Source organism: Larkinella soli (assembly GCF_003703975.1).
In the GTDB taxonomy this organism is placed as follows: domain Bacteria; phylum Bacteroidota; class Bacteroidia; order Cytophagales; family Spirosomataceae; genus Larkinella; species Larkinella soli.
Genome location: NZ_QTJY01000013.1, coordinates 36,892 through 49,710, shown reverse-complemented (window position 1 = coordinate 49,710; position 12,819 = coordinate 36,892). Strand labels below are relative to the sequence as shown.

Genomic DNA, 12,819 nt, shown 5'->3' with positions numbered 1-12,819 from the left:
ATGGCTTTAATCAGGATTACCGACGAACAGGCGCAGCAGCTGGCCGTACGGCTCGGCTTCGAAACCGGTCGTTTTTACGTTTTGCGGGATTCGGTTCAGTTGTGCATGGCCACGCTGGGGGTTTCCTTTGTCAGCTTTACGATGACGGAAGACGGCGAACTGGACCTGTATAATAGCGAATCAGGGTATGCCGACGCCGACCTGAAGACGGCAATTTTGTTCTACTTTTCGACCTTGGGACGGATGCCATAAAAAAAGCCCGGTCAACTAAGACCGGGCTTCCATTGAAAGTGTTACGCCAGGATGACTTTTCTAAGTTCCTCAGCCAGAGCGTGAACAGCATTTTCAATCTTCTTTGCCTGCTGTTCACTCGGATGTTTATGGCCCGCCACGTATTGGTGCAAAAGATTCTTGTTCAATCCTGCACGCTCGGCGATGGCTGTCATTTTTAATTCTTTGAATCGTTCGAAAAAAGATTGAAGATCGTAAACATAATCGAACTGAATCGTGTCGGCAGTAACTCCCTGCCATTCGGGTTTGTCTTTCAGTTCGTGTTCCAGCGAATCGGCGACCAGGTCGCGCAGATTCTTAGTTACAATTGCTACCGTAGCCCCCTGGGTTACATGTAGAAAGTCGGGAGCCTCAATGCGTCCCCAAAATTCGCCGTCATCTCTTTCTAAGATAACAGTTAATGCTTTGCTCATCCTTGCTTTCATACAATCTGCTAAAAATATGGTTAAAGTAAGACTACATAGCAGCCTTCCCAATTTTATCCCCAGAAGGGGAGCCGGGTTGTCATTTCAACCCGGCTTGCTTTAGAATGGCGTTCAGAGTTCCAATTTTGAGGTCACTTTTTCCATGATCAGGAATACTGATCGTCCTTGGAAAGTCAGGATGTTTAAAAATCCGGTGACTACCTTTCTGCCGAACCTCCTGCCAGCCAGCATCTAAAAGCATTTGAATTAGGTCGCTTGCTTTCATAGGCAATTCAATATGTAAAAGAACTAATTACACATCAAAGGTAAGCAAAAACTTACCTACTTGTCAAGGGTTCGAGTAAGTTTTTACTTACTTTTTTTAGCTGACCGGAAAAGACAAAGCCCGGATCATGCTCTCCGGGCCTGTACCTATTTCAAATAATATATCTTAAGCCCCTGAAACAGTTTATCCATATCGTATAAACCGTATTTGAATTTTTCGCCCCAATACGGGGTTGCTCGATAAATCTGCCGAATCAAAGCAAGGAATCCTCTACCTAATATAAGTTAGAGCTAATTTTAACCTTTTAGCTCGTTGTTACATTTGTTAAAAAGTGTTCTTATTTTACCAACAAAAACCTGAAAATCTTTGAAATTACCAGGCCCCATGTTTAAATCATATGGAGGAATTGTATCATTCCTGATATATGGTGCCAAACTAAAGTAATGTGTTCCCAAATAACTCCATGCAGGATAGGAGTTGTAATCCATATATTTACTTGGTCTCTCCTCAACATTACTGATACTTGATAATATTAAAGATTGATGCAATCCTAATAGGCTATATGTATCCTTAAAGTATTTATCATTCAAGATACTATTTATTAAGTTTGATTTATCAATTTCAAGATCATTAAGATTATTGTCAAGTAAATCTTGTAGTTGTTTTTTGCCTTCTTTAATATTTGAAGAAATTTTCTGGTAAGGGTAGTCAAATCTACCTTCAACGTCGTTAGTATTTTCAATTGTGATCAATGGACTATTAATTAAAGGGATGACACCAATGTGCCTAGCTAAATATAAAGTATCTTCTGTGAGAAGCTTTAAAATTGAGTCATTTAAATTTTCTTGATTGGTTAAATGTTCAGTTATATAATTCAAACCGTTAATTATTTTTTCATTAGTTATATTTTTGACCATCGCTTTGCGATCATCTAGTGCCCTATTTCTATTAATTGTATTAATAAACGTAAAGACAAGTGCTGCAAAAGCAACAATAAATGATAGCCAGCCAATAGCTGTTAAGTTCTTACGATCTTTATCCCAGCTCTTGCCAAAAATACCAATTGCTGCTCCCAAAAAGCCTAAAATAAGTATGAGGTATTCCATGAAAAAATAAATATTTAAGTTTAAAATCTACTTTTCTAATAACTTGTTAAATTAAGTACGTCGGCGATTAATAAGAAAAATACTTTTTCCAACCCCTAATATAGCCGAAGAATTAGTAAAATAAATTAAAAACGCAAGCCGTAAGCTTCATAACTAGACTGGCGAACAGTGATGGACCTTAAGTAACGATCGGCTGCACTTTCGGCCAGGTATTAATCTTGCATATCGGCAGACTGCCTATTTCGACATGCAACTTCATAAACCCGTTGGTGTATTCTTCATTTTTTCAGCCCTTGACCGAAGTAATTTTATGAACTCATTACTAACTGTATTATCATTATGGTCTGCACCGTATTGGATAATTTGTTCCCGAAGTAGTTGAGCATCATCAAATGGTAATTTTAATGCCAAAAGGAAATACACACCTCTAAATTTCGGATCGCCAAGATGTAGAATCTGACGCTCTGATTTATTTGTAAACGCTTGAAGTAGGAAGAAGTCCTGGATTTTATCGTGTCGGAAGAACCATTCAATCCTCTCTTTGTTTTCCCTTTTATAAACCATCTTAAACTTCGCCATACATTCAATCTCATCCATATAGTTTGTTGCATCTAAAGAGTTGTCGTCAGTATTTAGCCTATGTTCGTAAGTCCTCTCAGAAAAGTTTTTTAATGGAAAGTTGCCTTCTTCCCTTGTATGTTCTGAATGGTATGCCTCTGCCATTTGCTGATAAAGCTTCTCCTGTAATTGATTTAAGTTCGGTTGAGTAATGCCTGAAGCAAGCAGTTGCCCGACTATAGATAAATCGAGCGGATTAGATAAAATTCGCTCATTGTCTTTTAATTCTTGCATTGGTAATATTGGATTTAGCATTTTACTTAAATAGGCATGAATAGAAGCTTCGGAGATAGGCCTTTCTTCTAGCTGATTTCGTTTTAAAAGAAAATTAGTTAATTGCTGTTGGTTTAAAGGCAATAAAGTAAATTGCTTCATATCATTTGGTAAGTCGGGAATGGGCTGGGATGTTACAATGCATTTGCCTTTGCCATAATCTCCAAGAAACTTCCTAATATATGACCGTGTATCAGGGCTTACCTCATTAAGTCCATCTATGAAGACATCCATTGCCCCGATAAAAATCAAAGGCTTTAAGAAATCTGTATCCTGAGCGATCCCTTTAACTTTTTCTTGGATTGCTTCCACTACCCCGTTATTACATTCTGATGCCCTCAAGTAAACAGCTAAACGATTTGTATCATTTAAATACGTTTGGGCTAATTTTCTTAAATACATGGTTTTCCCCAAACCAGATTCGCCAATTAAAAGTATTTTTCTATCTTCCTTTGCAATGCGTTCAATTAATGTTTCATGTTGGCCATTCGCCTCAACCCTTACTATTGATTCAGAGAAATAAGCATCTTCCCGGAAACTTTCAAGACGGGCATCCTCAAGCAGCCTATTTCGGAAGGGATATAAAATACGCTTTCTTAAAAATGGAATATGAATTAATGCTGCCTTTACATAAAAAAGTCCACCCCACTTTAACACTTCTGGATTCCAGAAAAACATACTTTGAACTGTTGGGGAATTTGGATAAGCAAATAGTAAGGCTATCCAAAAGAGAAGATGTAATGAAATTGCCCAAGGAATTAAGGAAATCAACTTATTTATCCAGCTTTTTTTATTCTCAATTACATTTATTACTTTATTAAGACTATTTGCTCTTGACTTAAAATTTTCATCGGAAAAATTTTTTTCATTTAATTTTAACAGATCTAAAACATGATCACTATTTGAATTTTCCAAATATGTTGCTAATTCCGTCACCTGCTTCGCAAACTCTTCTTTAACGATTGGAAAATTCTGGCAAGACGGCCAAAATTCTGTAAGAATAAATAACTCACTTTCTAATTCATCTGCAGAAATTTTTTTCATTATACTTTCAGTAGGTATACCAAATAGCCATCGAACTGGCGTGTCAGATTTGGTCGTTCTGCCACTTTGATAAAATATTTTAAACCTATCTTGATCTTCATAATCTTGGCCTTCTTGGATAAATGCATTTAATCTCTCATTCAGTAATATTGCTAACATATAGTTTGACCATTTTACATCAGGGCTTTGTGATTCTAAGAAATCAAATTGAGTAATTTTATTAAATTGAGCTATATTGTTCGTCTCATTAATTACTTTATTTATAATCTCTGGCTCGAGTTTCTGATTCTTTAGTGCTAAAACAACAGATTCTGCTGCCGCATGGTCAGTCTTTGAAGTGAGCTTATCAATTAAAGCGTTGATGGCTGAGGGCTCAAGGTCCTGCCCTCCTAAAGCCCGTGACACATTTTTTTCAAGATTTAGATTAGTGGTAGAATTGAGTTTATTAATTAACTCGTTAATAGCAAAGGGCTCAAGTTCTTGCTGACTTAATACCTCAGCCACTCTGTATTGCAAAATTCCTTCCGTATTTACATTAAGTTTATCTATTAAAGCATTGATGGTCGTAGATTCAAGTTTTTGATTGCCTAATGCAATCGCTAATTCTCTGTCTGGTCTAAGTGTTGTCAAATCTGCGCTAAAAATTTCCTCGTATGGGAATTGATAAAGCTTACTGACTAATGCATTGATGGCTGAGGATTCAAGCTCCTGCTTACCTAATGCCTTGGCTACAATTCTTACAACATCTAGATCAGTCGTAGAATTTAACTTATTGACTAATGCATTAATGGCTGAAAAACTAAGTTTCTGCTTGCCTAATGCCACTGCTATGCTTGTTTCAACATCTACATTAGTAGTATAATTTAACTTATTGACTAATTCATTGATGACTGAGGGTTCTAGCTCTTGCTCTCCTAATATCGCTGCTATGCTACTTTCAACTTTACTGTTAATCACAGAATTGAATTTATCAATTAGTTCATTGATAGCTGAGGACTCAAGTTTTTGCTGTTTTAATGCATTAGCTATATTGTTTATTTGAGCTGATCCAGCATACAAATTGAGCTTATCAATAAGTATATTAATTGCCGAGGGTTCAAGTTTTTGCCGACCTAATACATTAATTATATTTAATTGCATGTATGATCCAGCATTCAAATTGATTTTTTGGATAAGGGCATTTATGGCCCAGGTTTCAAGTTCCTGCTGGCCTAATATATTTGCCAGATTGTCTAGCAGGGCTGTTCCAGTGTTCAAATTGAGCTTATCGATAAGTGTATTAATTGCTGATGGCTCAAGTTTTTGCCGACCTAATACATAAGCCACATTCTCTCGTAGAGAATTTTCTGTACTCTGATTGAGTTTATCGATCAATATTTTGATAGCTGAAGGCTCAAGTTTCTGCCGACTTAATGCGAAAAAGCCCCTATTTTGCAAGCTTAAATCATTTGTAGAAATGAGTTTATCGATAAGGGATTTTATAGTTACAGGTTCAAGCTTGTCTTGAACCAATGCATCATATTCAATTCCAACCAATAGTTTATTTTTTTGTAACGAATCTAGAAATTGAAGGTCAATTCTTTTTGTCGAATCAGAAAGCCATCTTTCATCAAGGGATTCAATTGCTATTTCATTTACATCGACATTAGTATCTTTTAATGCTAATAACAAGCCATTAAATTGCCAGTTTTTAATAATATTAAAATTACTTTCATTTGTAGTTGGATAATGATTACATGAGATAGAAAAGTTTGCTAACATCAAGAATATGGCTATTTTTTTCATTGATTTATAAAGATTTTGGAATTAATATGTAGTGGCGCTTTAGGTGATTTTTTATAATTAAAGACTACAAAAGGTAGTAAATCATTTGGTATAAGCTTAACAATATTTTATTAAAAGGCAAATTACTCTACCTTCATTTCTGGTTTCAATTTTATCAAAAAATAAAATTATTTTATTTACATATATTTATAGTATAATTTTAAATGTAAAGATTGATCTCTTTGGAATACTAGTTTTGCAGCGTCTCGGACTTCCTGATTGGTCCTGATTTTTAGCTTGGTCAGGCTCTGGAAGGTTGCCGAATCCCATTTTTTGGACTCCGGCTTTCTTTCTTCCACATCGTAGCCGTTGGCCTTCAGGTAATGGACCAGTGTCTGACCGACGGCGAAGTTTCGGCCGACGTCCGTACCGCGTTTGAACATGTAGGCATAGCGACCCTCGATGGTCCATTTATTGAAATCCTTCGGCAGGTTTTTCTCGTGGTGACGGTACATGATATCGCCGTTCAGCCAGGCGGCTTCCACCACCACCGACAGCTCAGCCGGATCGTAACTGCACAGGGTTTCCTGCAACTCGGCGAAGGGCAATACCTTCAGAACCGTGTACTTCCGATCTTTACGGGACCAGATGGCCAAACCGGATTTATCGATGTCGGGATCGATGCCCGCAATCAGCGGAGTCTGCCGGGCAATGGGAAGCTGGTAGCCCATTTCAGTTCGATTCATCGTTGGTTTCCGTGTAGGTCGTTTCCTGCGCCTTCTGCCGCTGGAGGTAGTATTTCATCTTGAAAAGCTGGAAATCATGTTCCTTGAGCGCCTTCATTTTGCCGATGTCCTCCGTTTGCTGACGGAGCATCATGGCCTCGGTAGGCTCCCCGCGCTTCAGGGCGTCATAATCCGCTTTCAGTTGTCCATCGGAGAGGTAGCGGCCCAGATCTTCGCCTGAGTTGCCGAAATTGTCCGCGTCCCAGAGCTGTTCGAGCCAGTCCGACTTCGTGTTCAGGTAGGCGTTCATGATACTCAGCAGCACCTTCTTGCTGAAATGGTTATATACCTCTTTGCCGGATTCCTCATACAGCTTCAGGGCCATCAGAAAGTCGTGGATGCTCTCGTGGGTGTACTTCTCCATCAGCATGCCGGCTGCGCTGAAGATTTCCGAAGTGGACATTTCGTTTTTCGGGTTGGTGATCTTCAAACTATCCTGGAAGGTCTTTAGGATGAAGCAGAGCAGCTTGTGCAGGGTTTTGGGTCCGAAATCGGCCCGGGCCTTTAGCTGGAACAGCTTCGGTTTGAGGTGGGCCTTCTCCATCGACGTGTTCTGGCGAACCTCGGCCAGGGCCATCCGGGCCGGCTCGTTGCGAACCGTCGTCAGCAGCTCACTTACCGTATTTAGCGTCAGCAAGTGCATCAATTGCTGCTCCAAACTGGGCGTCGCCGTTCCGGTCGTCGTAGCGACGGCCGTGGTAGGGTTGGGATTGTTGCTGGCTTCCATAGGGACTCAGATCAGATCGAAGTTTGGCTTTGCCCTCCCGGGCGTCAGATAGCATGAAGTTTCGGGCTGTGGCCATCCAGTCGGCCCGCATGGCGTTTTTCGAATCCGCCCAGTTTTTCACCGTGCGGTGGTAGAAGCGCAGATCGTAGATTTCGTATTCGGTCCCGGCCAGCGCCTTGACGAACGTCTCTTCGTCGTAGAAGGGCGAGGTCCGGAACAGGTGATTGCCCACCGATTTCGATTTTTTGGGAGGGGGGGAGCCGGAACTGGGGGAGGGAGCCTCCGGAGGTTTCTGGGGTACCTCAGTCATCGGCTTTTCCGATGGGGTCGGTATATCCTCGACTGAAAGGAGAGGATTAACAGAAGATTTATCTTCTGTATTATCTTCCTTATTTACTTCTATACTATTACTATTAGAAGTGTTACGAACGCGGTTGTAACGCGTTACATTTTCAGTAGAGTCTTGATTTTCACGGAATTGCGCGACGCGTTTTTTGGTATTTTCTCGTTTTTTGTCGAAAGTTTCGAGAAAGTTTGCCAGTCTTTTGTTAAAAGTTTCGCCGTTTTCCGATGAAATCAGTTCGATTTCTTCCAGAAACTTCCAGATTTTCTCCAGCTTTTTGCCTACCCCCAACTGCCGTTTCAGCACTTCCGTCCGGATCGGTTTTTCCCGGGCCGCGAGCCGTTCCAGAATCGTATAGAACAAGCCCAGACCCTCATAGCCGAAAGCCATGAAGAGTTCGGTGATCTTCTCGTCCTGGAATGCGTCGGTATCGTGCAAAAAGTACCTCATGAATGCGCCTGATTACCGCTTTTGGTTGTCCTGAAAGAAGAAGGGCGCCATGATAAAGCAGGCCAGTACCAGCAGCATCAGGATGATGGCCGCTTCCGGCCAGTTCTGGGTGTCCACGGTAGCCGCCGTTTTTAGTCCCTCGAAGCGCGCTTCAACATAGGCGGGGTGAAAGTGATTCGTGCGGAGGTCGGCACACCAGCCGATCACGCCCAGCGTCAGGAGAATCAATAAGGTTTTCATGATACAGTGGGGTTTTGTTGGATTAAGCACAGCAGGCATAGATCAGCACGGCGGTCCAGAACAGGCACAGGGGCCAGAACCACCACGGATCTTTGTATTCGCCCGTATTCGGGTCTTCGTCGCCGGGATAGCGATTGGTGTAATCCGTTCGACGGTTCGAGTCTTTCATCATCAGTTGAGGCAATAGGAGATTCTTAGGAAGCCGTATTCAAAGGCCAGAAACCAGCAATAGTTGGCATCTTTGACGCCCGTCGAGGCGTTGACCATCAAGAGCAGGTTGCGGGTGATGGCGCTGTAGAACAGCAGCCGGGTTTCCGCGTTGGCCGTGGGCAGGTGACTGTCACAAAAGGTCTGGGCGTACTTCCAGGCCAATCGGACCAGATCAAAGCCATGAAGCGGTTTATAGCGGCACTGGAGGCTGAAAGCGAAGTTTCGGCTGGTCAGATATGTCACCCACGATTCGGCCGTAAGCTCGTCCATCGTTTCCGCGCCGGGTAGTTTGTCCCGTACCTCGTAGAAGATCAGGTTGGCCGCCCAGCTGGGTGATTCGTGCGGGGTCGCTGGGTTCATGGCCGTGCGTAGGAATGATTGTTCCAGTAGCCCAGGGCATCGGTGAAGTAGATCAGCGCCAGAAAGCCGGCCCAGAACAACAGCAGCGTCAGAAAGAGGCTTAGCCGATACCGGAATTCGGCGACCCGGGGGGATTTCCACCACCGGCGAAGGCGACCTTGCCAGCCGGGGTGAAAGAAGTTCATGTACGAGCAGAACATGCCTGCCAGACAGACGATGAAGAGCATCGCCACGACGGAGACGAGGAACGGGATCATGCGGCCTGAAGGGTTTGAGGTGCGACGATCGGTTTCGAGTCAACCGTTCCGGAGAAACCCCCGAAGTAGGTATCAATCATCCGGAGGATGGCGCTACCGGTCAGGCCTTCAGTCGGATCGACGTATTTACGAAGCAGGTAAACCGGGATAGGGAAGGAGCGCAGGGGGCTGTAGTACTTTTCGTCGGCATAGATTTCGATTTTGACGACGGGAATCTGGACCGGACAATCTTGCTCCAGGGTGTGATTCCAGGCCTCCACTGGCCCATTCAATACTTCACAAAGCTTTGCCGAAGCATCAATTCCCAGAACTCCGCCCGGAGCCTCCGCATAAAAGTAAATTCGCTGCTCCTCAAAGCGTTTATCGCGGAAGTCTTCGTCGAGCAGTTCGGAAATGATTAGGGACAGATCGGCACGTTTGGCCGTAAAGACAATCTTGTTCATCAGGGGTAGAGGTTAGGCCCCTTGCGGGGCCGGGTTGGAGGATCAGTAGGCGTATTCGCGGTTGAAAGCGTAGTTGCACTCTTCGATCAGCCAGACTTCGACGGCTTCGAGCGTGTTGTCCGGCTGGAAGCGGACCTTGACGGGCGGGTGATTCAGCGGGTCACCGACTTTCAGAAAGCAGTGGAACGTCACGTCGTCGAACTGCTCGATGTCCACAGCGCCGGTGGCCTGTTTGACGCGTTCCAGCACCGGATTCAGCAGGTCGGCGGCTTTTTCGTTTTCCCCGGCTTCTCCCAGATCAGCCAGTTGTTGGAGAGTGAAGTTTTTCATAGCTTTGATCGCTTTAAGTATTTTTTTTCGCTCCACAGCCCCGGCTATTCGTCGGGGTTTGTGTTTGTAAGTATGTTTACAAATTTAAATAAATTTAAAACTAATTGTCAAGCATACTTATAAAAAAGAGCAAAAAAATATCGGCTAGATTTATTCTCCGGCGTATGCGCGACGAGCCTGCTGGAGGTGATGGGCTACTTGGGTGAGTCTAGGATCCTTTCCACCCTTCATTTCGTTATGAACGACTTCAAGCATAATTAGAACATTGTCATCTTCGGTTAAACCCGAATAGACGTTATGTAAAACGGAATAGGAATACTCCCGTGCCCGTTTCGGCTTCATTCCGCTTTCATTCAGCCTGGGAATTAGGATAGAATACGCTTCGTTGGCCGTAATTCCCATTTCGGCCGTTAACTCAAGAAGTCGTTCACGCTGCGATTTTTTTTGTGTCTCCATAAGTAAATTTATTATATTTGAAAGCAGTCTAATGGAGAAGCCCAGAAAATGGGCTTTTTGTAAATACTCTTACAAATTTAATAAGTTTATTTATATAAGCAACATGAGCAAAGAAAAAAAGCCGCGAAAACCCAAGGAGGTCGACCCGGAGGTAGAAGCCGCTATTGCCAGAGCGATGGAATTCATTACCGAGAAGGGCGTCCAAGATGTAGCTCAACGCATCGGGATCAGTTCGGCGTCCATTTACATGGTCAAGAACGGAACCAGCAACAGTTTCAGCTTTGACACTTTGATGAAGTTAAGTCGGGCCTATCCAGATTTTGACCTGGACTACGTGATGACTGGCCGGCGTAGTGACGCAGTGGATTCCCACCTGCTGGGAAGGCTGAAAGAGGCTCAGCACGAACTACATGGTGAGCAGGACCTTAAAGCCGTTATGCTGGAGAAGGATCTTGATCTGCTGAGGAGAGAAAATGAAATCTTAAAGAAGACCCTCCAGCAGAGGGATGCAACGATTGAGTTGCTTTTTCGTTTCGCCCCGGCGGCATCGGGAGGTCAGGCGTCCAGGAGTGAAGTCGAAACCAAACCATCAAATTTTAAGACGGTAAGCAGATATACCACCGGTGGTCGCCAGCTCCATCTTCGCTTCAGAGGCTTTGTTCCGACCCCTAATCGGACCGGAGTCAGGAATGTAAGAAGGAAAGGTTAATTACCGATCTGCTTACCAAAGGCTGTTTTAAACAGCTAAGTGGCTGATTGAATGAGGAGAGCGCGCATTGGCATTCTTTTTGACAAAATAAAACGGGTTGGGAAGCGTTGCCAATAATAAGCTATGCGCGCTCTTTTATTGCGGTATGAAACGAATTTCACTGATAGGGTTAGTGCTGAGTGGCTGGCAGGTGGTTCTGGCGCAGTCTGCGACCACGCCGGCCAATGATTCATTTACCACCACGAAGGCGCCCGTTACTGTTAAATCAGACAAATCCGGGCCCTCGTTGGTTCCCTCCAACGTCGATCACCTGGTCACAGAAACCCTGCCTGATCTGGGGTTGAAAATTAAGCAATTCAAGAAAGAACAGAAAGATCGGTCCGAGCGACGAAAGAAAGAAAAACTATCCCATACCGAATATGAAGGCCTCTCCATTGCGGAAGCCTACACCAAATTCGGGAGTGGAGACCGGACCATCATCGAAAAATTCCACGTGCTGAAGGAATACCGGCAGCCCAGCCAATATGTTCGAGAGACCTACTGGTTCGATCCGAAAGAGCAGCGCGTGAAATCTTCCCTAATCAAGGACAAGGAGAAAGCCCTGATCCTGCACGGCCCCTATAAACGCTACCAGAACGGCATTCTGCTGGAGGAAGGTTTTTATTATATGGGCGCGAAGGACGGCCGCTGGGAGAAATACGACGCCCACTACATGCTGCTCGATAAGCAGAAATGGGACCGGGGCTTCCCGGCCGAGGCCCTGATCACCTATTACGATTCGGCCCATACAAAGATCAAGGAAGTCCTCCCGAGAGAATTCGGCCGGCTGCACGGGCAGTACATGGCATTTTACGATGGCGGCCAGCTGGCCGCCGAAGGAAAATATGACCACGGGGTCAAGGTGGGTCGCTGGACAGAATATTACCAGTTCCGGCGGCAGCGTAAGAAGATCACCCAGTATGCCCGCGACCGCTGGGAAGAGGAGTTCGAACCGTATGTGATCAGCGAGTGGGACGACAAGGGTAAGCTCATTTACGAGCGGCCCAAAGACAAGGAAGTGGCCGAGGAGGAGCAGTAATCTCCGTTAAAACATTTTCTTCACGACCGGCAGGGCCTTTTCGGCCCACAGGCGGTATTGTTTCCCCGAAAAGTGCAGCCCGTCTTCGGCAATCTGGGACGGGTCGCCGGCGGCCTGGCGGGAAAGCGGGGTAATATCGATGAAAGCCACCCCGGCTTTGCCGCATTCCTCTTTGGCGACGGCGTTGAACGTATCGATTTCCCGGGCAATCTTCCCGCGATCAAAGGTCCTGGCGTAGGGGCTGACGCCCCAATCGGGAATGGAAAGCACAAAAACCCGGCCCGGTTTTTCGTCCGCGAACTGCGTGGCGGTCTGAAGCAGTTCCCTGAACTCGGTGCGGTATTTTTCCGGCGACTGGCCCCGGAACTGATTGTTGACGCCGATCAGGAGCGAGACGACACCGAAGGGGCCGCGCACCCCGCTTTGGCGGATGCCGGCCTGCAGCTCGTCGGTCGTCCAGCCCGTACGGGCGATGATTTCCGGGTCGGCCACGCTGACGCCTTCCCGGCGAAGCAGTCCGGCCATCTGAACGCTCCAGCGGTCGGAGGCCGCGACGCTCTCCCCGATGGTATAGGAATCCCCGAGAGCGAGGTAGGTATTGGTAAAGGGCTGGGATGGCGTCATGGAAGGGTTTTTCCCTGAATC

Annotated in this window: 18 protein-coding genes; 3 read left to right on the top strand and 15 right to left on the bottom strand. The window is 44.8% G+C overall.

Going from position 1 to position 12,819, the window contains the following annotated elements; translation table 11 throughout:
* Positions 1–252, top strand: coding sequence for a hypothetical protein (locus DX909_RS20880; protein ID WP_128547160.1), 252 nt, complete (start codon positions 1–3; stop codon positions 250–252).
* Positions 253–293: 41 nt separating this feature from the next.
* On the opposite strand, the gene DX909_RS20875 is transcribed toward DX909_RS20880, so the two are convergent.
* The 14 genes from DX909_RS20875 to DX909_RS20815 form a co-directional block, all read right to left on the bottom strand.
* The gene (locus DX909_RS20875) at positions 294–716 is read right to left on the bottom strand and encodes a hypothetical protein (protein ID WP_128547159.1); all 423 of its coding nucleotides are present in this window, start codon (positions 714–716) and stop codon (positions 294–296) included.
* 79 nt (positions 717–795) lie between these two features.
* Complete coding sequence (locus DX909_RS20870) at positions 796–981, bottom strand: type II toxin-antitoxin system HicA family toxin (protein ID WP_128547158.1); 186 nt, start codon at positions 979–981, stop codon at positions 796–798.
* Positions 982–1,277: 296 nt separating this feature from the next.
* Positions 1,278–2,087, bottom strand: a complete 810-nt coding sequence (locus tag DX909_RS20865; RefSeq protein ID WP_128547157.1) for a hypothetical protein — start codon at positions 2,085–2,087, stop codon at positions 1,278–1,280.
* A 255-nt stretch (positions 2,088–2,342) separates the two neighbouring features.
* The gene (locus DX909_RS20860) at positions 2,343–5,807 is read right to left on the bottom strand and encodes an NACHT domain-containing protein (RefSeq protein WP_128547156.1); all 3,465 of its coding nucleotides are present in this window, start codon (positions 5,805–5,807) and stop codon (positions 2,343–2,345) included.
* 176 nt (positions 5,808–5,983) lie between these two features.
* Positions 5,984–6,532, bottom strand: coding sequence for a hypothetical protein (locus DX909_RS20855; protein ID WP_128547155.1), 549 nt, complete (start codon positions 6,530–6,532; stop codon positions 5,984–5,986).
* Positions 6,519–7,208: a hypothetical protein gene (locus DX909_RS20850; RefSeq protein ID WP_128547154.1), complete on the bottom strand. Its 690-nt coding sequence runs from the start codon at positions 7,206–7,208 to the stop codon at positions 6,519–6,521. The genes DX909_RS20855 and DX909_RS20850 overlap by 14 nt, the downstream gene beginning before the upstream one ends.
* Positions 7,183–8,079 carry a DUF4373 domain-containing protein gene (locus DX909_RS20845; RefSeq protein WP_164851358.1) on the bottom strand — a complete coding sequence of 299 codons (897 nt, stop codon included), beginning with the start codon at positions 8,077–8,079 and terminating at the stop codon, positions 7,183–7,185. The genes DX909_RS20850 and DX909_RS20845 overlap by 26 nt, the downstream gene beginning before the upstream one ends.
* Before the next feature lie 24 nt (positions 8,080–8,103).
* Positions 8,104–8,331: a hypothetical protein gene (locus DX909_RS20840; RefSeq protein WP_128547152.1), complete on the bottom strand. Its 228-nt coding sequence runs from the start codon at positions 8,329–8,331 to the stop codon at positions 8,104–8,106.
* A gap of 22 nt (positions 8,332–8,353) precedes the next feature.
* Positions 8,354–8,500, bottom strand: coding sequence for a hypothetical protein (locus DX909_RS29610; RefSeq protein ID WP_164851357.1), 147 nt, complete (start codon positions 8,498–8,500; stop codon positions 8,354–8,356).
* A gap of 2 nt (positions 8,501–8,502) precedes the next feature.
* Positions 8,503–8,901, bottom strand: coding sequence for a hypothetical protein (locus tag DX909_RS20835; RefSeq protein ID WP_128547151.1), 399 nt, complete (start codon positions 8,899–8,901; stop codon positions 8,503–8,505).
* Complete coding sequence (locus DX909_RS20830) at positions 8,898–9,158, bottom strand: hypothetical protein (RefSeq protein WP_128547150.1); 261 nt, start codon at positions 9,156–9,158, stop codon at positions 8,898–8,900. Before DX909_RS20830 ends, DX909_RS20835 begins: the two co-directional genes overlap by 4 nt.
* The gene (locus DX909_RS20825) at positions 9,155–9,601 is read right to left on the bottom strand and encodes a hypothetical protein (protein ID WP_128547149.1); all 447 of its coding nucleotides are present in this window, start codon (positions 9,599–9,601) and stop codon (positions 9,155–9,157) included. The genes DX909_RS20830 and DX909_RS20825 overlap by 4 nt, the downstream gene beginning before the upstream one ends.
* A 42-nt stretch (positions 9,602–9,643) precedes the next feature.
* Positions 9,644–9,931: a hypothetical protein gene (locus DX909_RS20820; RefSeq protein ID WP_128547148.1), complete on the bottom strand. Its 288-nt coding sequence runs from the start codon at positions 9,929–9,931 to the stop codon at positions 9,644–9,646.
* Positions 9,932–10,081: 150 nt separating this feature from the next.
* A complete protein-coding gene (locus DX909_RS20815) occupies positions 10,082–10,387 on the bottom strand; it encodes a hypothetical protein (protein ID WP_128547147.1) in 306 nt (101 codons plus the stop codon).
* A gap of 103 nt (positions 10,388–10,490) precedes the next feature.
* On the opposite strand from DX909_RS20815, the gene DX909_RS20810 reads away from it, so the two are divergent.
* Both DX909_RS20810 and DX909_RS20805 read left to right on the top strand, forming a co-directional pair.
* Entirely contained in the window at positions 10,491–11,096 is a 606-nt protein-coding gene (locus DX909_RS20810) for a helix-turn-helix domain-containing protein (RefSeq protein WP_164851356.1), read from the top strand.
* Between the two features lie 145 nt (positions 11,097–11,241).
* The gene (locus tag DX909_RS20805) at positions 11,242–12,174 is read left to right on the top strand and encodes a toxin-antitoxin system YwqK family antitoxin (protein ID WP_229311133.1); all 933 of its coding nucleotides are present in this window, start codon (positions 11,242–11,244) and stop codon (positions 12,172–12,174) included.
* A 6-nt stretch (positions 12,175–12,180) separates the two neighbouring features.
* Here DX909_RS20805 and DX909_RS20800 read toward each other — a convergent pair whose 3' ends face one another.
* On the bottom strand, positions 12,181–12,798 hold the full coding sequence (locus tag DX909_RS20800) for an SGNH/GDSL hydrolase family protein (RefSeq protein WP_128547145.1): 618 nt from the start codon (positions 12,796–12,798) through the stop codon (positions 12,181–12,183).
* Positions 12,799–12,819: the final 21 nt, after the last annotated feature.

Excerpts from the sequence above, each read along its gene's own strand:
- DX909_RS20875 (WP_128547159.1), bottom strand. The coding sequence starts at position 716 with ATGAAAGCAAGGATGAGCAAAGCATTAACTGTTATCTTAGAAAGAGAT.
- DX909_RS20840 (WP_128547152.1), bottom strand. The coding sequence starts at position 8,331 with ATGAAAACCTTATTGATTCTCCTGACGCTGGGCGTGATCGGCTGGTGT.
- DX909_RS20805 (WP_229311133.1), top strand. The coding sequence starts at position 11,242 with ATGAAACGAATTTCACTGATAGGGTTAGTGCTGAGTGGCTGGCAGGTG.
- DX909_RS20815 (WP_128547147.1), bottom strand. The coding sequence starts at position 10,387 with ATGGAGACACAAAAAAAATCGCAGCGTGAACGACTTCTTGAGTTAACG.
- DX909_RS20870 (WP_128547158.1), bottom strand. The coding sequence starts at position 981 with ATGAAAGCAAGCGACCTAATTCAAATGCTTTTAGATGCTGGCTGGCAG.
- DX909_RS20880 (WP_128547160.1), top strand. The coding sequence starts at position 1 with ATGGCTTTAATCAGGATTACCGACGAACAGGCGCAGCAGCTGGCCGTA.
- DX909_RS20820 (WP_128547148.1), bottom strand. The coding sequence starts at position 9,931 with ATGAAAAACTTCACTCTCCAACAACTGGCTGATCTGGGAGAAGCCGGG.
- DX909_RS29610 (WP_164851357.1), bottom strand. The coding sequence starts at position 8,500 with ATGAAAGACTCGAACCGTCGAACGGATTACACCAATCGCTATCCCGGC.
- DX909_RS20810 (WP_164851356.1), top strand. The coding sequence starts at position 10,491 with ATGAGCAAAGAAAAAAAGCCGCGAAAACCCAAGGAGGTCGACCCGGAG.
- DX909_RS20865 (WP_128547157.1), bottom strand. The coding sequence starts at position 2,087 with ATGGAATACCTCATACTTATTTTAGGCTTTTTGGGAGCAGCAATTGGT.
- DX909_RS20855 (WP_128547155.1), bottom strand. The coding sequence starts at position 6,532 with ATGAATCGAACTGAAATGGGCTACCAGCTTCCCATTGCCCGGCAGACT.
- DX909_RS20825 (WP_128547149.1), bottom strand. The coding sequence starts at position 9,601 with ATGAACAAGATTGTCTTTACGGCCAAACGTGCCGATCTGTCCCTAATC.
- DX909_RS20835 (WP_128547151.1), bottom strand. The coding sequence starts at position 8,901 with ATGAACCCAGCGACCCCGCACGAATCACCCAGCTGGGCGGCCAACCTG.
- DX909_RS20830 (WP_128547150.1), bottom strand. The coding sequence starts at position 9,158 with ATGATCCCGTTCCTCGTCTCCGTCGTGGCGATGCTCTTCATCGTCTGT.
- DX909_RS20860 (WP_128547156.1), bottom strand. The coding sequence starts at position 5,807 with ATGAAAAAAATAGCCATATTCTTGATGTTAGCAAACTTTTCTATCTCA.
- DX909_RS20800 (WP_128547145.1), bottom strand. The coding sequence starts at position 12,798 with ATGACGCCATCCCAGCCCTTTACCAATACCTACCTCGCTCTCGGGGAT.